Consider the following 18,134-nt stretch of genomic DNA (forward strand, 5'->3'; position numbering starts at 1 on the left):
ATTTTGAAGCCAATCAGGCAATGATGACTACTTTTTCTTTGGGAGCTTATTTTAACTACATTGAACGTTAGCCCTCATGATTCCGGTCATTTGGTCAAAGTCATTATTGGTCAATATCATTGAAGGTATTACTAAGTAATGGCTATAAAACCTATTTATCATCGAGTCATCGGCATAGCGAACGAAAGGGAGACATAGGCTCATGCCGAGCATACGAAAAAGGGAGGCAAACCTCATCTCAAGGTCTGGCCTCCCACCACTTACTTATAGTTAAAAATAACCGATAATATATCCGGGAATTATCGAGTCAGGAACTTATCTACCTGAGCTGCAATCTTTCTTCCGCTTGCCATAGCTCTTACTACCAGAGAAGCTCCATTTGCTGCATCACCTGCCACGAAGACATTCTCTGCAAACTCAGGCTGCTGTGGCTTCAGGAAGCCCATGGCCAAGAATACTGCCTCTGCCTTGATGATTTCTGGCTCTCCAGCTTCTACCATCAATGGGCGACCGCCCTCTGGGTTTGGCTTCCAATCGATAGGCTGAACCTTCACACCCGTCAACTTTCCATTCTTGCCGAGGAACTCTAATGAGTTGATGTTCCAGCGACGTGTACAGCCTTCCTCATGGCTGGATGTAGTCTTCAGTGTGCGAGGCCAGTTTGGCCAAGGATTCTTTGGATCCTCAGGACCCTCTACTGGCTTAGGCATGATCTCAATCTGAGTTACACTCTTGCAACCCTGACGATGAGCCGTACCGATACAGTCGGAACCTGTATCACCACCACCGATGACCAAGACATCCTTGCCCTTGCAGTTGACCAGTTCATCCTTAGAGAACTCCATGCCAGCAAGGACTCGGTTCTGCTGAGAGAGGAGTTCGAGGGCGAAATAAACACCCTTCAATTCTCGTCCAGGAATCTTCAGGTCGCGGGCTGTAGGAGTACCCGTAGATACCACGTAGGCATCAAAGCCCTCTGGCAACTTGGTGACATCTATCTGCTGATTGTATTTGAACTCGATGCCTTCCTCTTCGAGAAGACGGAGGCGGCGGTCGATGATACTCTTGTTGAGCTTGAAGTTTGGAATACCATAGCGCAACAAGCCACCAGCATTCTCACGTGCCTCAAAGACTGTTACCTTATATCCCTTGTGGTTCAACTGATTGGCAGCTACCAATCCTGCAGGACCGGCACCGATGACTGCCACGGTCTTGCCATTACGCTCTGGAATCTCAACATGCACATAATCCTCAGAGAAAGCGTGCTCCACAATGGCGCACTCATCCTCACGGTTGGTGGTTGGCTCATGGTCCATGAGATTCAGGATACATGCCTTCTCACAGAGTGCAGGACAGATACGTCCTGTGAACTCTGGGAAGTCGTTGGTGGAATTGAGGAGTCGGTAAGCCAACTCCCAGTCGCCCTTGTAGAGCGCATCGTTCCACTCCGGTGCCTTGTTGCCCAATGGACAAGCCCAGTGGCAGAAAGGCACACCACAATCCATGCAACGGGAAGCCTGCTGACGGCGGTCGTTGCTATTCAAAGTCTGTTCTACCTCGCTGAAATCGAGGATTCTATCGTGAATTGGTCTATAACCTGCTTCTTTGCGAGGTATAGTCAAAAATGCTTTTGGATTTCCCATCTTTTTTCTAATTTAAAAATTAGTAATCGCGCTGCATATCCGCAATCTTCTGCTGCAACTTCTTTACCTGCTCCTCCTGAAGCACTCGCTTGTATTCGATTGGCACTACCTGGATGAAATCCTCTACGTAGTGATTCCAGTCATCAAGCATGGTACGGGCGAGTTTACTGCCTGTATAGAGATAGTGCTGACGGATGAGCTCGTGCAACTCCTTGCGATAGGTGCTATCCTCCACGAGGTTGATTTCCACCATATCCATATTACAGAAGTAATCGAAGTTGTGGTTCTTATCCCATACATAGGCAACACCACCACTCATACCTGCGGCAAAGTTGCGACCAGTCTCGCCAAGTACTACGACTCTACCACCTGTCATATATTCACAGCAGTGGTCGCCGGCACCCTCGATGACAGCTACAGCACCAGAGTTACGTACTCCGAAGCGCTCACCCACCTTACCGTTGATATACAGTTCACCACTTGTGGCACCATAGAGACCGGTGTTACCTGCGATGATGTTATCCTCGGCAGAGAAATTACTGCGGATAGGAGGAAGGATGGAAATACGACCTCCTGAAAGTCCCTTTGCAAAATAGTCATTGGTCTCGCCTTCCAACTTGAAATCGACACCCTTTACCAAGAATGCTCCGAAGCTCTGACCTGCAGAACCCTTGAACTTCACATTCACTGTCTTATCAGGAAGACCTGCCTCACCATATTTCTCAGCAATCATACCACTGAGCATCACACCGGCAGCACGGTCGGTATTCTTGATGGCGAAATCGAGGTTCACCTCCTCCTGATTTTCGATGGCACGCTGGGCACCACGAATCAGTTGCTGGTCGAGCACATTGTCGAGATCATGAATCTGCTCGGTAGTATGATAGAGTGAGCAGTGACCTGTCTCACGATGCAAGAGACGTGTGAAGTCGAGCAAGTCTGCCTTCTCCTTGATGCTCTTAGCCACCTCTGGCTCTACGGCATCAGGACCTGTGGCAGGAACAATCTCCTCATCAGACTTGCGTACGATGAGCTCGGTATGACCGATGATATCATTCAAAGAGGTGTAACCCATCTCTGCCAAGTACTCACGAACCTCCTCGGCGAGGAAGCGGAAGTAGTTGATGAGATATTTGTAACTGCCACGGAAGTGCGCACGAAGCTTAGGATCCTGTGTGGCAACACCCATAGGACAGGTATTCAAGTTACACTTACGCATCATCACACAACCCAAGACGATGAGGGCTGCAGTACCGAAACTGAATTCCTCTGCACCGAGCAAAGCCATGAGGATGATGTCACGACCGCTCTTCAACTGACCATCCACCTGCAGGCGAACCTGTCCACGAAGACCGTTCTTCACCAAAGTCTGCTGAGTCTCAGAAAGTCCGATTTCAGGAGAGATACCTGCGAAACGCATACTGGATGCAGGGCTGGCACCAGTACCACCCTCAGCACCAGAGATGACGATGAGGTCGGCCTTTGCCTTAGCCACACCGGCAGCGATAGTACCCACACCGCTCTCAGCCACCAATTTGACAGAGATAGCAGCCTTAGGGTTCACATTCTTGAGGTCGAAGATGAGCTGAGCCAAATCCTCGATACTGTAGATATCGTGATGAGGTGGAGGAGAAATCAAGCTGATGCCAGGGATAGAGTGACGAGTCTTGGCGATGACCTCGTTGACCTTGAAGCCAGGCAACTGACCACCCTCACCCGGTTTAGCACCCTGTGCCACCTTGATCTGGATTTCCTCTGCATTCACCAAATATTCTGTTGTCACACCGAATCGACCGGAAGCCACCTGCTTGGTTTTGCTGGAGAGGCTGATACCATCCTGTGTAGAGTGGAATCGCTCGTTATCCTCACCACCTTCACCGGTATTGCTTCGAGCACCGAGGGCGTTCATGGCGAGTGCCATTGCCTCGTGGGCTTCCTTGGAGAGGGCACCGAAACTCATCGCACCAGTAACGAAGTGCTTTACAATTTCCTCTACTGGCTCTACCTTGTCGATAGAAATAGGATTCTTGCGGAAACTGAAGAAGTCACGGATGAAGATAGGCTCCTGCTTATCGTCAACGAGATGTGTATATTTCTTGAAGAGATCGTAATCGCCCTTGCGTGTTGCGAGCTGCAAAGTAGCGATAGTCTCTGGGTTCCAAGCGTGCTTGATACCGTCCTTGCGGTAGTGGAACTGTCCCATGCTTGGCAGGAAGTCGAGCTTCTTGGTCTCGAATGCCTTGTCGTGCAGGCGGATGGCATCACGGGCGATGGTCTCAAGTCCGATACCGCCGATGGTGCTCACCTCTGTTCCGAAGTAGCTCTTCAGGAGGCTCTCGCTCAAACCGATGCTCTCGAAGATCTTGGCACCACGGTAACTGCGGATGGTAGAGATACCCATCTTAGCCATAATCTTGAACAAGCCCTTCTTCACAGCCTTGATATAGTTCTGCTCGGCTGTATGATAATCCTCCTGAATCTTTCCCTTCTTTACGAGGTCGTCGAGGATGGCGTATGTCAAGTATGGACAGAGGGCTGATGCACCGTAACCCAACAAGAGGGCTGCGTGCATTACCTCACGAATCTCACCACTTTCTACGATGAGGGCTGTCTGCACACGCTTGCCGGCATCAATCAGATAATGATGTACGGCGCTCACGGCGAGCAGAGATGGGATGGCAGCATGGGTTTCATCCACGCCACGGTCGGAGAGGATAATATAGTTGTAGCCATCATCCACGCTCTTGGCAGCCTCCTTGCAGAGTTCATCCAGAGCCTCATGCAGTCCTTCTTCGCCCTTGGCGGTTTCGAAGAGCATGTGGAGCTTGACTGTATTGAAGCCCTTGTAGCGGATATTCTGAAGGATATCCAGCTGGGTATTGGTCAGGATAGGATGTGGCAGACGGACCATCTTGCAGTTGCTTTCGTCTGGGTTCAGGATGCCGGAACCTACTCTACCGATATACTCGGTAAGACTCATCACGAGGTTCTCACGGATGGAGTCGATGGCAGGATTGGTAACCTGTGCAAACTGCTGACGGAAGTAGTTGAAGAAAATCTGTGGCTGGTCGGAAAGCACAGCAAGCGGAGTATCATTACCCATAGAAGCTGTAGGTTCCTGACCCTTGGTAGCCATTGGGATGATGGTACCGTCGATATCTTCCTCGCCAAAACCGAATTCCAATTCCTTGCGTGTGAGGTTATCCACACCATTTTCCACCTTACGACCACTGCGGAGCTTTTCCAGTTCAATACGATTGGTGTTCAACCACTGGCGATATGGATGCTGGGCTGCCAGACGCTCCTTGATTTCACCATCGTAGTAGATCTTACCTTCCTGTGTATCGATGAGGAGAATCTTACCAGGCTGCAAGCGACCCTTCTCTGCAATCTCAGTAGGATCGAAATCCATGACACCTACCTCAGAAGCCACAACCATCATATCATTCTTGGTGATGGTATAGCGTGCTGGGCGCAAACCGTTTCTATCGAGCATACCACCAGCGTAGCGGCCATCGCTGAAGAGCAAGGCTGCAGGACCATCCCATGGTTCCATCAGGATAGAGTGATACTCATAGAAAGCCTTCAGATCCTCAGAGATAGGGTTCTTGTCGTTGAAGCTCTCAGGCACCATGACAGCCATGGCGTGAGGCAATGACAGACCACTCATCACGAAGAACTCGAAAACATTATCGAGGCTTGCAGAGTCACTCATGTTAGGCTGAACGATAGGAGAAATCTCACGGATATCGCCCAGAGCCTCACTGCTCAACACACTCTCACGAGCCTTCATCCAGGCACGGTTACCACGGATGGTGTTGATCTCACCATTATGGGCAAGGAGACGGAATGGCTGCGCCAGACTCCATGTAGGGAAGGTGTTGGTAGAGAAGCGGGAGTGAACCAATGCCAAACCGCTTGTGAAATAATTATTGGTCAAGTCAGGATAGTATTGGCGCAACTGGAGGCTGCTCAACATACCCTTATAGACGATGTTCGAATTAGACAACGAACAGATATAGAAATCAGGATCACTGACACGTTTCTCAATGCGTTTGCGGATGAGATAGAGGGTGCGCTCGAAAACAGGCACCTTGTCGTCAGTAACACCGGTGATGAAAATCTGCTTGATGGCAGGTTCATTGCTCAAAGCAGCCTCACCGAGACACTCAGGGTTGGTAGGAACATTGCGGAGGTGCATCAACTGCAATCCCTCGCGCTCGATCTCCTCAATCATGATAGAGAGGATTTCCTGCTGTTTCTTCTCGTCTTTAGGCAAGAAGATAAGACCCGTACCATATTTACCTTTTTCTGGTACTGGGATACCCTGAAGAAGAATAAACTCATGTGGAATCTGGAGCATGATACCAGCGCCATCACCCGTCTTGTTGTCAGCTCCCTCAGCACCACGGTGGCGCATATTTTCGAGAACTTTCAAGGCGTTATCGACCAGCTCATGGCTCTTGTTTCCGTGGATGTTAACCACCATACCTACGCCACACGCATCGTGCTCATAGGCTGAACTGTACAATCCTTTTTCCATTTCTTGTTCGTTTTATATCGGTTATTTATTTTTCTCATTTATTTATACGCTTTCTCGTGAACTCCGGCAACAGCTCGTCCGCTTGGGTCGTTCTGGTTTTGGAAAGAAGCATCCCAGGCAAGGGCTTCGGCTGTAGAGCAGGCTACGCTTGGTACACTTGGAACACTCTTGGCAGCACTGTCGCTTGGGAAATGCTCAGCGAAGATAGAACGGTAATAGTACTCCTCCTTGTTCTGTGGAGGATTGATAGGGAATCGCTCGGCGGCATGTGCCATCTGCTCATCACTCACAGCAGAAGCGGTAATCTGCTTCAGCGTATCTATCCAGGAGTAACCTACTCCATCAGAGAACTGCTCTTTCTGTCGCCATGCTACTTCCTCTGGCAGCAAATCAGCAAAGGCTTCACGAACTACTTTCTTCTCTATGGTCTTGCCCGGACACATCTTCAAGGCTGGGTCCATGCCCATAGCCACATCCAGGAATTCCTTGTCGAGGAAAGGTACACGGCCCTCGATACCCCAGGCAGCCAGACTCTTGTTGGCTCTCAGACAGTCGTAGAGATAGAGTTTACCAAGTTTTCTGACCGTTTCCTCATGGAAAGCCTTGGCATTCGGTGCTTTGTGGAAATAGAGATAGCCTCCGAATACCTCATCTGCTCCCTCACCGGAGAGTACCATCTTGATACCCATACTGCGGATGACTCTTGCCAACAGATACATCGGGGTAGATGCACGAACGGTTGTCACATCGTAGGTCTCGATGAAATAGATGACATCACGGATGGCATCCAGACCTTCCTGTATGGTATAGTTGATTTCATGATGCACGGTACCGATGTGCTCTGCTACGAGGCGAGCCTTAGCAAGGTCTGGTGCACCTTTCAGTCCTACAGCAAAGGAGTGCAGGCGTGGCCAGTAAGCCTTGGTCTGTTCACCATTCTCAATACGATAAGTACTGTATTTCTGTGCGATGGCAGAGATGACAGATGAATCGAGACCGCCACTGAGGAGTACGCCGTAAGGAACATCGCTCATCAACTGGCGCTTGACAGAAGCTTCGAGTGCATCATGAATTTCCTGCACCGCAGTTTTTCCGCCTGTAGCCTCAGCCTGTTTTCTATCCTCCATCTCAGCCTCAGCCATCTGTTCTTCGGCAGACTTGCTTTCATCAATATGATATTCCTTGAGCATGGTACTGTATTCAAACCAGTCGCGTGTATAATAACGCTTCATGCCCGGAGTCTTGCTATAATAATAATGTCCAGGGAGGAATGGTTCGTAGTGATCACACTGTCCTTCGAGTGCCTTGAGTTCAGAGGCAACAAGCACCTTACCGTCTGTATCAAATCCGATGTAGAGTGGAATCACACCGATAGGGTCGCGGGCGATGAGGAATTCATCTCTTTCTGCATCGTAGAGTGCGAAAGCAAAGATACCGTTGAGTTGTTCTATCATCTTGCAGATGCGAGCATGGATGGCATCCTCATCGGTGTAAATCAAGTTAGCGAAGTCGCTATCCTGTCTCATTTCACGATAGAGTGAAAGCACCACCTCACAGTCGGAACCAGTCTGATACTGGTATTTGCCTGCAAATCGAGCACGGATATTCTGATGATTGTAGATTTCGCCGTTCACTGCAAGCACCTGTTTCTTGTCAGGTGAGAACAAAGGTTGGCGTCCAGACTCTGGATCTACGATGCTGAGTCGTTCATGTGCCAAGATGGCTGAGCCACCACAGTAAATGCCGCTCCAGTCTGGTCCACGATGACGAATCTTCTGACTCATACGGAGTGCCTGCTGTCTCAATTCAGGAGTTTGTTCCTGAATATTGAAGATAGATACGAATCCACACATAATATCTTTCCTTTCTTTTACGGTTATTTATAACACAATATCATAGCTTATTTCATGCTATCCGTTTAGCTTAAAATATCATTTTGCTATATTTTGGATGCAAAATTACTACTTTTTGATAGAATAAGAAAAGAAATGGTTTCATTTTGTATTATATAAAGACAATAAATATCAAATCAAAAGAAACAAGAGCTATTTTGATTACATTTTGTAAGCAAAACAAACAAAAATTTATTCATTTTGAAAGATTGACAGAAAAATAAGATAAAAACTGGGGATATTGGAGAAATCTATATGTAATATGGATATAAAAGATATAAAATATGGGAAAGTATAGGTAGATGATGTGTGTTATATATATAAATAGATATTATATTAAATTGCTCTAAGCATGGGATTTCTGTTGAAAAATCTTGGTGGTTTCAAAATAAAAGTTTAACTTTGCAGCACAAGACGTATTTAATTAAGGTAAGAGCAATGAAATATCCAATAGGAATACAGACATTTGATAAGATAAGGAATGAAGGTTATGTCTATATAGATAAAACAGATATGATCTATTCTTTGGTAACAGAAGGACAAATATACTTTCTGAGTCGCCCTCGTCGATTCGGAAAGAGCCTTCTTATTTCTACTTTGGAAAGCTATTTCCTGGGTAGGGAGGATTTATTCCATGGACTTGCTATTGAAAAACTTGAGAAGGATTGGAAGAAATACCCTGTGATTCATATAGACTTTGGTGCTGGCAATTTTACAAAGGAGACGTTTTTGGATGAAACGCTGAATGCCATTCTTTCTGCATGGGAAGAAAAATACCAAATCAAAAATACGTTAACTGATTTTGGGTTACGCTTTGTCAATTTGCTCAATGAAATCCATCGCCAAACTGGTCTCCGTGCCGTTGTGTTGATAGATGAATACGACAAGCCACTCCTTGATGTGATGGATCTTGACTACAAGGTAGCCTTTCAGGGTACCGAAATAACCTTGGAGGAATACAACCGCAATACCTTGAAGGGATTCTATTCTGCTTTCAAGACAGCTGATGCAGACCTCCAGTTTGTCTTCTTGACAGGCGTAACGAAGTTCTCGCAGGTTAGCGTGTTCAGCGGTTTCAACCAACCAGAAGATATTAGTATGTCGCCTGCATTTGATACACTTTGCGGCATCACTGAGGAAGAGTTGATAAAATATTTTAGTGAACCTATCAAAAAGATGTCGGGCGTTTATCATTGTTCATTTGAGGATATGGTCAGAATGTTGATGAAACAATATAATGGTTACCATTTCTCTGATACCATGAATGGTGTCATCAATCCGTTCAGCTTGCTGAATGCATGCAAGAACTTGCGTCTTCAGGATTATTGGTTCAAGACAGGCACACCAACTTATCTTGCTCGCCTCTTGAGCCACTACGATGAGAACATGGATGAGCTGACGGGAAAGTATTATTCACCAGACCATTTCATTGATTATAAGGCTGATACCGAACGCCCACTTCCGATGATATACCAGAGTGGTTATCTCACCATTAAGGATTACAAGCATAGAACCAATACCTTCTTGCTTGATTTTCCAAACGATGAAGTAAAACGAGGATTTATAAGCCTATTGGCCAATAATTACTTTCAAACGAAGGAAGACGTTAAGAATTGGCTGACAGAAGCCGTAGAAAATCTTGATGAAGGAAATTTGGACCATTTCAAGTTTCTCATCACCTCCTTCCTCTCCAGCATCCCTTACACGATGCGACGAAAGGAGAATGAGCGAGAGAAGGAACGTTATTTCCACTATACTTTCTATCTCTTGTTGCGCTTAGCGAGTACATACATTACTTATACCGAAAAGGAACAGAGTCAAGGTCGTGTGGATTGCATCATCGAGACCGATAAATATATCTACATCTTCGAGTTCAAACTGGATGGAACGGCAAAGGAGGCTTTACAGCAGATAGAGGAAAAGGGCTATGCCCAACCTTACCTTACAGATTCCAGAAAACTCTATAAGATAGGGTGCAGTTTCTCTTCAGAAACAGGAACTATCGAGGACTGGGATGTAAAGGAATGAGAAATTAGAAATGAGAAATTAGAAATGAATGGGAAGGCACAAAAAAACCGACAGTCTGGAAAGACCATCGGCTTTAGATAATAAAAACTTAAACTCTTATTACAGATACTGCAAGTAAACCTGCAGTTATTGATAACTGTATGCAAACCTGCTTTATGGCTGCAAGGTGAAACCTACAACCAAATATGCCTTCTCGCTACTTGGGTTGGCTGCAATCTGTGCAAAGACTGGCACACTGAAGGTATCAGTAATCTTGATATCCTTGGTAGCCTTGACAGCAACATTGGTTACTGCGAAGCCCTTCACACCTCCCTCATGACCATAATAGGAAGTGGTGGCATAAGGAACGGCACCGATGGTAGCTGTCCAGTCGCATCCACCCAATTTGAATGGAGCTGAAGCCTCTACATAAGATGAATATGCACGCTTGCCACTCTTGTTGAGACCATCTGCACCAGCAAAGTTGGTGTACCAGTTCAAGGCTACAGGACCAAAGTCATAACCTACATTTGCCTCAAAAACATGAGAAGTCTTGTGAGAATCATACTCGAAATAGCGACCGTCACCAGAATTGAACCAATAATCAGTAATACCAATGGTAAGACCTCCAGTGGAATAGGCAGCAGTCAAATCGAATTCCTTGGTGTCATCCCATTTGGAAAGACCTACACTACCCCAACCAGTCAAAGAGAAACCCTTATAACCGATACCAAGAGTAGGCTGGAGTGATACGTTGCCAAGATCCTGACCACGCCAGATATACTGACTAACAACATCTGCAGCAATGGTAGTTTCCACCTCATCCTGAGCAGAAGCAGCAGGAGCAAAAGCAATCAAACCGAGTGCCAATACACTCATCTTTTTCATATCTAAAATCTTTTTCATAATCTCACAATTTTAATGTTAATACAACTCTAAATTATCTGCGGGAGATTAGTTGTAGCAACTCTCTCCATGCTCGTAGATATCGAGACCTTCTTCCTCAATACGCTTGTCAACACGCAGACCAGCAATCTTCTTGATACCCCAGAAGAGGATTACACCTGTGACTGCAGCCCAAAGATCAATACAGAGGATACCGAAGCACTGTGCACCGAAGAAACCGAAGCCACCACCATAGAAAGCACCACCGTCGAGGGCGAAGAGACCAGTCATCAATGTACCGAAGATACCACATACACCGTGTACTGAACTTGCACCTACAGGGTCATCAATATGAAGTTTGGTATCGATAAACTCGATAGAGAATACCAGAATGATACCAGCCAAGAGACCGATGATGGCAGAACCCAATGGGCTAACCAAGTCGCAACCTGCTGTGATGGCTACCAAACCAGCCAAGATACCATTCAATGTCAATGAGAATGATGGCTTGCCATACTTAATCCAAGAAGTAAACATAGTACCGAGACCACCGCAAACAGCAGCAAGGTTGGTTGTCAGGAATACGTGGCTGATGGCAACACGGTTAACCTCACCAGAAGCAGCGAGCTGAGAACCTGGGTTGAAACCGAACCAACCAAACCAGAGGATGAATACACCGAGGGCAGCAGCCATCAGGTTGTGACCTGGAATAGCAGTACTCTTGCCGTTGCGATATTTACCGAGACGAGGGCCAAGACAGATGGCACCAACCAAGGCGAGCACACCACCTACGCTATGTACGATAGCAGAACCTGCAAAATCATGGAAGGCAGCACCGAAGGTATCCATCATGAAAGAACCTGCATCGGCGTTGCAAAGCCAGCCGCCACCCCATGTCCAGTGACCTTCTACTGGATAGATAATCAATGAAATGAAGAATGAATAGATGCAGTACATAGAGAACTTGGTACGTTCTGCCATAGCTCCAGAAACGATAGTAGCACTTGTAGCGCAGAATACAGTTTCAAACATCAGGAAACCCTCTGTAGGAAGATCACCATGATAGAAAGAAAGGTCGCCAAAGTTTGGCATACCGATAAAACCAGCACCATCGCTACCAAACATAAATCCGAAACCGACGAACCAGAAGAGAACAGAACCGATCATGAAATCGACGAAGTTCTTGAACAAGATGTTCGCAGTGTTTTTACTGCGGGTAAAACCCGCCTCACAGAGGGCAAATCCCGGCTGCATGAAAAAGACCAACATGGCTGCTAAGAGCATCCACACGGTATCTAATGAAATACCTAAATCCTGTACACTCATAATCTTTTAACTTTAAAGTGTTGTTGTTATCCCAATCTTTCAATATATCAGCTATCTGATTTCAAATATCATTTATATGACTCAGATTGGTTATTGTAAAATCTCTCTCCTCCTATTCAACAAAGTTTATTTCTCCTGCTCTGCATTATAGAGTGCGATGTCGCCTCTTTCACCTGTACGGATGCGAATGGTATCCTCTACAGGGATTACAAAGATACGACCATCACCAATCTCGCCTGTACGGGCAGCCTCCTGGATGGCATTAATAGTTTTTTCTACGTTCTTGTCGCGAACGACTACATTCAAAAGTACTCGCTCGATACTACTGGTATCATACATGACACCACGATAAATACGAGCCTGTCTCATCTTGCCTTCGCCTCTTACGTCATAGTAAGAAAACCACTCGATGTCGGCGGCAAGCAATGCTTCCTTTACATCCTCAAACTTTGTCTTACGGATGATAGCTTCGATCTTTTTCATGTTACTTTCTCCTATATGTTATTACACTTATTGTTATTTACACTTTGTTATCTTTCGAGTGCAAAAGTACAACAATTTGCTAACATATAGAGATTTTCAATGACATTTTGTTGTTAAAAGTTTTATTAGCTTACAAAAAGATAAATCATAAAAAGAAAGAAGCGCCAAATTGTAAGCTAAAACAGCAAATATGCTTACAATTTGACGCTTCTTTTATTTATTTAGAAAAACAGTCTTTCTGGCAAACCCAACTTCACCTTCATTCTATCAAGGAAGTAAGTACAGCAATGGTTCTTTGCGGTCCATATCGTAATTTTTAGTGTTTTTCAATATCCCCACTTCGTATCAAGTTGCACCTCCACAGTCTTGATGACATTCTTTGTCAGCAAAGCTCGATTCTTCAGCAGAATCTTTATCTCCCGAAAATCGGGAGGATAATACACTTTGCCATTTCTGATTAAGATGCCCATTCTGTTTGGAGCAATCTCAAAGATGGCGGTCCCATCCCGCACAACCATTTTAGCAAGTCTTCTCCCTGGCGGTCCCATCCCGCACAACTACCTGACGAGACCTCTGATGGTCCGTCAACCTTAGAACGAAACGGTTAAGAGCGAGGAGGAGCGGTTACATCCCTTGTCCCCTGAGGGGAAAAGGGCTTGGGAAAAGCGGAGGAGCCTTCCTTAAGGGTAAGGAAGGACGGGTAGGTTTTCGAGAAAAGTTATTTCCTCACTTTACTTGCTTCCTCAATATCCCTTGTTTCTTCTTTAGCCTCTGTCACAGCCATTTTGATAACCATACCTACAAAGCCGATAATAGCTAATCCTATCACTCCTAAAATTATTTTCCACCACATAGTTTTTAATTTAAAAGTTTATATTTATGTTTTTACACTCTGTAAATCAATATTTTGTTACTTGAATTTAGCTTTTATAAACTGTGGAACTTTCCACATCATTTTCTCAATCTTCGTAACCGTAGGATTCATGCCATGCGACTGATACAATCTGATATCCTCCTTCCACATTTGCTTTCTCCTGGCTGAATCAGTACTCAAACCACCCATGCGCATTCTCACAATATACTCTTTCAGATACGTAACGCTCAACTCACCACCCAGAAGATAGCGGAAAAGAAAATCAGAGTCAGCTGCAATCTTGTAACTCTCGTTATACAACCCCTTACGCTCCATCACATCCCTGCGAATATAACAGGTAGGATGCAAAGGAAGCCAGCCATGACGCACCTTCCATAGGCGATAAGTACCACCAATCCAGTTGCGTACCACCTTATCAGTATTCTCAGGATTTACAAACAAGCCATCACCGTACAGGAAGTCAGCATGCGTCTCCTCAAACCTCTGAACGATATGCGAGACCGTCTGGTTAGAGAACAAGAAATCATCCGAATGTACCAGCCCAATCACATCACCCGTAGCAGCACGAATACCCTTGTTGATAGCTTCATACATACCATGATCAGGCTCAGAGATGATTTTCGAGATTTTGTCCTTATACTCATTGATAATACTCAACGAATTGTCCTTAGAAGCACCATCCACCACGATATACTCAATATCAGGATAGTCTTGAGACAAAACACTTTCTATACAACCACGAATCGTCTTCTCACGGTTGTAACATGATGTTATAATTGTTACTTTCATAATTGTCAAGTTTTAAAAAGATATGGGATAAAGAAAAACGAAATCAAATATCAATCCCGTTTTACGTGAATATTAAATAAGAATTTATTGAGAAGATAGCTTCTCGATTCAGCAGGAAGCAGATGTCTGAAAAGCAAGCAGCGCTTGATAAAATAAGCCATGGAATGCCATTTTCGAATAAAAACATTCTCATTACGTTGAAAAGCAGTACGCTGACTACCAAAATTACCACCATCGAAAATTTCACGGATGATAAACCCAGCATGATCAGCCATAATCCCCAAAGGCCATTTCTCCTTTTTCAGACCTAACATTTCCACCAAGATATAACCTAAAGCCCCGGCTACCTCATCTAATTGAAGTTCCTCCACATATTGCCTGAGAACATCAGCATTGATTTCATCACAATGCCTATCCACATAGACTGCCAAGTCACAAATCTGACGGATACCTACCCCAGCCTCTAAGAGATGACGAGTAATATGCATCAGCTGATGCAGAACAGACAAAGTAGGCGGAACCGTTTCTATCTCCTCTCCCTCTATTCGAACATAATAAGGATCATTGGCTGCAAACTCATAATCTATGATATTTTGCAAGCGTCGCTGTAAGCGATGATTCTCAAACCTGCACATCTGATAGTGAAGTTCCACCTCGAAACCCTTCAGGTCAACAGCAAAATGCTTATGCTCCCAGGCACTTTCATTCCCCTGATGAGCATGACCACCCACACGGATAGCCCAGTCGATAGCCTTTTTACAATCATCCTGCTGCTTGAAATAGAGGTCAATATCCCCACTGACCCTGTGCAGAGGATTCGGATAGTTTTGCGCAAAGGTCTGCCCTTTCATCAGCACGGGATGCCAGCCTAAACTTCTCAATTTACCGTAAAGCGAAATAACCATACGGTTCATCTTCAAGTTATGCTGTTCCAGCTTCATCGCCAGACCTACCCATATCAGCAGAACATCCCCAGGAGCTCCAATCTTACCTTTACAACTCGCCAGGACATCAGCCGTTAACCCAATAACACACTGTTCCTTAGCAAGACGAAATAAGGCATTCCAAGAGAAATTCCACAATCGCTCAGCCACGACCTCCTCTTCCCCATCAAGCTGCTGGAGAGAAGAATCAGAACGAGACCAAAGAGATAACTTCAGTAAATCAAACAGTTCTTTTTCTACATTTTTCAATTGCATATCTGTATAGGTTTATGAAATTTATCAAACTTCATATTTTTCATAGATTCTTTGAATATACTATCTATATTGATAGCATACCTTTAAACAATATAACTTTTAGCTATATGAATATGAGAAATAACAGAAACGACATCCGTTTCTCCCGGCGTTTTTATTGCTTTCAGATATTTCTCGTAATTCCAAAAGAACTGAAGCATAGACTTTGGTTTTATATTGGTAGTTTTATCAGAAAAATAATCTATCATTTGATTAAGAACAAATACAAGATAAAACCGAAGATTGCTTGCCACATTCTCTATATCCTGTTTTAATGCAGCTTCATGTACCAACTCATTCCGAAGTCTATAGATTCGAGATATATGCTGCAATAGATGCGTTTCATGATTATCTATATATTTTTTTATCTTATCTTTATGATGAAGATGAGACTTCATATTCTTGAATCGAAATTTCAACAGAATTTTATCCAAAGTCCATTCTTTTTCATCACCATTAATCATTTCAATTAATTTTTCCTCATCTTCTAACATTCCGTCTCTCTTCATCCAGTTTTCAAGATAGAGAATATTACGCTTCACATAGCATGCAGAAAGTATATTGACAAGATTCTCCTTAATACGAGAATATGTACTGTCTTTGCTTGATGAAGAAGCAAAAATAAACTCTAACGCTATCCAATAATTGATAAACTGTTGCTCTAATTCCACCTGACCATCACCTATTCGTAAATGTCGCAGAGCTGCAGTAATTCTATCCTTTACATCACCTAACACCAGATCTGACTTTTCTATCTGGCTCAATTTCTCAAACAACATATTGTCATCAACTTTTAAAAACTGGCCGCCATTATCAAGCTCAAAAAATTTTTCATAAGTAACAGAAAAACCATCCTCTTTAACCATAATGCTAAGAGCATAACTTGGCAATGCATATCCACTGATAACATCTTGTTTAAAATCCAACAACTTAGAAAGTTTCTCATATGCCAGTCTTACTGCCATATATGCATCCAGAGCTTCAAATTTTTCTATATAGAATTTAACAGATTTATTCTTGACAATAAAAGATCTACGCAATTTGTCTATATTTTTAAATTCCTCAGGCATTTCATCGTTTAACCAGTCAACAGCTTCTGTTGCGGCTTGTGCATTCTTTACATTTTTAAAACTTAGTTTTATGACTACAGAAAATGAATATTGTTGTAACTCTCTAAATTTTTGTTTCATTTCTTCAAAAGCATCTTCAAAAGATAATCCCTTGAGATTTTTCTTGAATGAATTAAAGAATTTATAGAGATATCTTTTTGAATAACCAATCATCAACAACTCACAAGCAAAAGATGATAATAAATTATCAAATTCCCTTAATTTAGGACTAAACTTATCCTCATCAACCTCTTCGCCTGCAGTAACTTGCGCCTCTATTTTTTGTATTAAATTGGATAAAAAGACCCCTTCATTTTCAGTCAAACACTCATTAACGAGATAAATAATCTTGTTCGTATCCTCAAAAAGTGGTACATCATTATTATTCTTAGATTTCTTGTTATATTCATCTAAGTCATTTAAGAACAATTCCTTTGAGTAATTAGTAAACACAAGACAATTATCCTTTTCTACAAGTGAAATGGTTTCATTAATGCAGAGTTCAACAGTTTCAAAGCGTTTTATATTTCCTGCAATCCATCCTTCCATTACATAGCCAAGTTCTTTAAGTATGGTATGAGCATTATTAGCCCTCACTCGATAGCTATCAAGTGTGTCTTTATGCATGATTTCAGCCATTCTTTGCTTGAAAAACTCTTGAAAATCTTCCTTTTTCATCTCAATTAATATTTTTTGTGAGTAAAAATTTGGAATCTACCGTTTAAATTCTTAATTTTGCACCGAATTACAAAATTTGATAATAAGGGAGAGCATCACTCCATTGAGACGTTTAGTCCTTGGTTTCGATCAACCTCCCTACAGTATACTGGGCATCCTACTGGATGCCCTTTATTATTCTTTCTCTAATCTTCACTGCAGGATTACCTTGATATATACCATTCTCCTCCATATCCTTCGTAGCCACGCTACCTACAGTCAATATAGCATTGCGATGAACTGTGACACCGGGGCACACAGTAGTCTTTGCCCCTATCCATGCCCCATCCTCTATAGAGATAGGAGCATTACGATAAGGCATGGATGATATGGTATAGTCATGATTACCAGTAAGGAGCAAAGCACCTTGCGAGATACATACATTGCTGCCAATAACAACTTTAACCTGTTGGCGGAATTAAAAAACCGCCTGAAAATTAGTATATTTTTATGGAGAAAAAGTTGTGCATCTCGTTGATTTTTAGTAACTTTGTAGTGTCAAATTATAAAGTTATATATTTCACGCTATGCACAACTTGTATGCAAATTTCGTAAAAATTCTTGAGATATGCAAGGATTTCTCCAAAAATTTAGTTAATGAGCTAGGAAATATTCCTCGCCCAGGAGT

13 protein-coding genes and 1 pseudogene are annotated in these 18,134 nt (G+C 43.7%); 2 read left to right on the forward strand and 12 right to left on the reverse strand.

Translation table 11 applies throughout. The annotated features are described in order from the left end of the window. Positions 1-299: 299 nt before the first annotated feature. The 3 genes from EXN75_RS13070 to asnB are packed head-to-tail and all read right to left on the reverse strand — an operon-like array spanning position 300 to position 8,039. The gene (locus EXN75_RS13070) at positions 300-1,643 is read right to left on the reverse strand and encodes a glutamate synthase subunit beta (RefSeq protein ID WP_118117923.1); all 1,344 of its coding nucleotides are present in this window, start codon (positions 1,641-1,643) and stop codon (positions 300-302) included. Positions 1,644-1,662: 19 nt separating this feature from the next. Further along, positions 1,663-6,186, reverse strand: a complete 4,524-nt coding sequence (gene gltB / locus EXN75_RS13075; protein ID WP_134844148.1) for a glutamate synthase large subunit — start codon at positions 6,184-6,186, stop codon at positions 1,663-1,665. Positions 6,187-6,224: 38 nt separating this feature from the next. Further along, the gene (gene asnB / locus EXN75_RS13080) at positions 6,225-8,039 is read right to left on the reverse strand and encodes an asparagine synthase B (protein WP_134844149.1); all 1,815 of its coding nucleotides are present in this window, start codon (positions 8,037-8,039) and stop codon (positions 6,225-6,227) included. A gap of 477 nt (positions 8,040-8,516) precedes the next feature. Between asnB and EXN75_RS13085 the strand changes: the two genes are divergently transcribed. Then, entirely contained in the window at positions 8,517-10,106 is a 1,590-nt protein-coding gene (locus tag EXN75_RS13085; RefSeq protein ID WP_134844150.1) for an ATP-binding protein, read from the forward strand. 153 nt (positions 10,107-10,259) lie between these two features. On the opposite strand, the gene EXN75_RS13090 is transcribed toward EXN75_RS13085, so the two are convergent. The 9 genes from EXN75_RS13090 to EXN75_RS13120 form a co-directional block, all read right to left on the reverse strand. Continuing rightward, entirely contained in the window at positions 10,260-10,991 is a 732-nt protein-coding gene (locus EXN75_RS13090) for a hypothetical protein (protein ID WP_187349096.1), read from the reverse strand. Between the two features lie 48 nt (positions 10,992-11,039). Next, positions 11,040-12,296, reverse strand: coding sequence for an ammonium transporter (locus EXN75_RS13095; protein ID WP_134844151.1), 1,257 nt, complete (start codon positions 12,294-12,296; stop codon positions 11,040-11,042). Positions 12,297-12,422: 126 nt separating this feature from the next. Beyond that, complete coding sequence (locus EXN75_RS13100; RefSeq protein ID WP_118066115.1) at positions 12,423-12,779, reverse strand: P-II family nitrogen regulator; 357 nt, start codon at positions 12,777-12,779, stop codon at positions 12,423-12,425. A 326-nt stretch (positions 12,780-13,105) separates the two neighbouring features. After that, positions 13,106-13,249, reverse strand: a complete 144-nt coding sequence (locus tag EXN75_RS17805; protein WP_167639521.1) for a hypothetical protein — start codon at positions 13,247-13,249, stop codon at positions 13,106-13,108. A 248-nt stretch (positions 13,250-13,497) separates the two neighbouring features. Next, positions 13,498-13,632, reverse strand: a complete 135-nt coding sequence (locus EXN75_RS18520) for a hypothetical protein (RefSeq protein WP_281279471.1) — start codon at positions 13,630-13,632, stop codon at positions 13,498-13,500. 57 nt (positions 13,633-13,689) lie between these two features. Continuing rightward, positions 13,690-14,442 (reverse strand): glycosyltransferase family 2 protein, encoded by a 753-nt coding sequence (locus tag EXN75_RS13105; protein WP_134844152.1) that lies wholly within the window; start codon positions 14,440-14,442, stop codon positions 13,690-13,692. Positions 14,443-14,492: 50 nt separating this feature from the next. After that, positions 14,493-15,641: a nucleotidyltransferase family protein gene (locus EXN75_RS13110; RefSeq protein WP_134844153.1), complete on the reverse strand. Its 1,149-nt coding sequence runs from the start codon at positions 15,639-15,641 to the stop codon at positions 14,493-14,495. Between the two features lie 83 nt (positions 15,642-15,724). Continuing rightward, the gene (locus EXN75_RS13115) at positions 15,725-17,467 is read right to left on the reverse strand and encodes a hypothetical protein (protein ID WP_134844154.1); all 1,743 of its coding nucleotides are present in this window, start codon (positions 17,465-17,467) and stop codon (positions 15,725-15,727) included. 157 nt (positions 17,468-17,624) lie between these two features. Beyond that, positions 17,625-17,828, reverse strand: a complete 204-nt coding sequence (locus EXN75_RS13120) for an LbetaH domain-containing protein (RefSeq protein ID WP_134844155.1) — start codon at positions 17,826-17,828, stop codon at positions 17,625-17,627. A 128-nt stretch (positions 17,829-17,956) separates the two neighbouring features. Here EXN75_RS13120 and EXN75_RS18315 point away from each other — a divergent pair. Next, positions 17,957-18,134 (forward strand): annotated as a pseudogene (locus tag EXN75_RS18315) (IS982 family transposase); the annotation flags it as partial.

The sequence above is a fragment of the Segatella hominis genome, assembly GCF_004535825.1.
In the GTDB taxonomy this organism is placed as follows: Bacteria; Bacteroidota; Bacteroidia; order Bacteroidales; family Bacteroidaceae; genus Prevotella; species Prevotella hominis.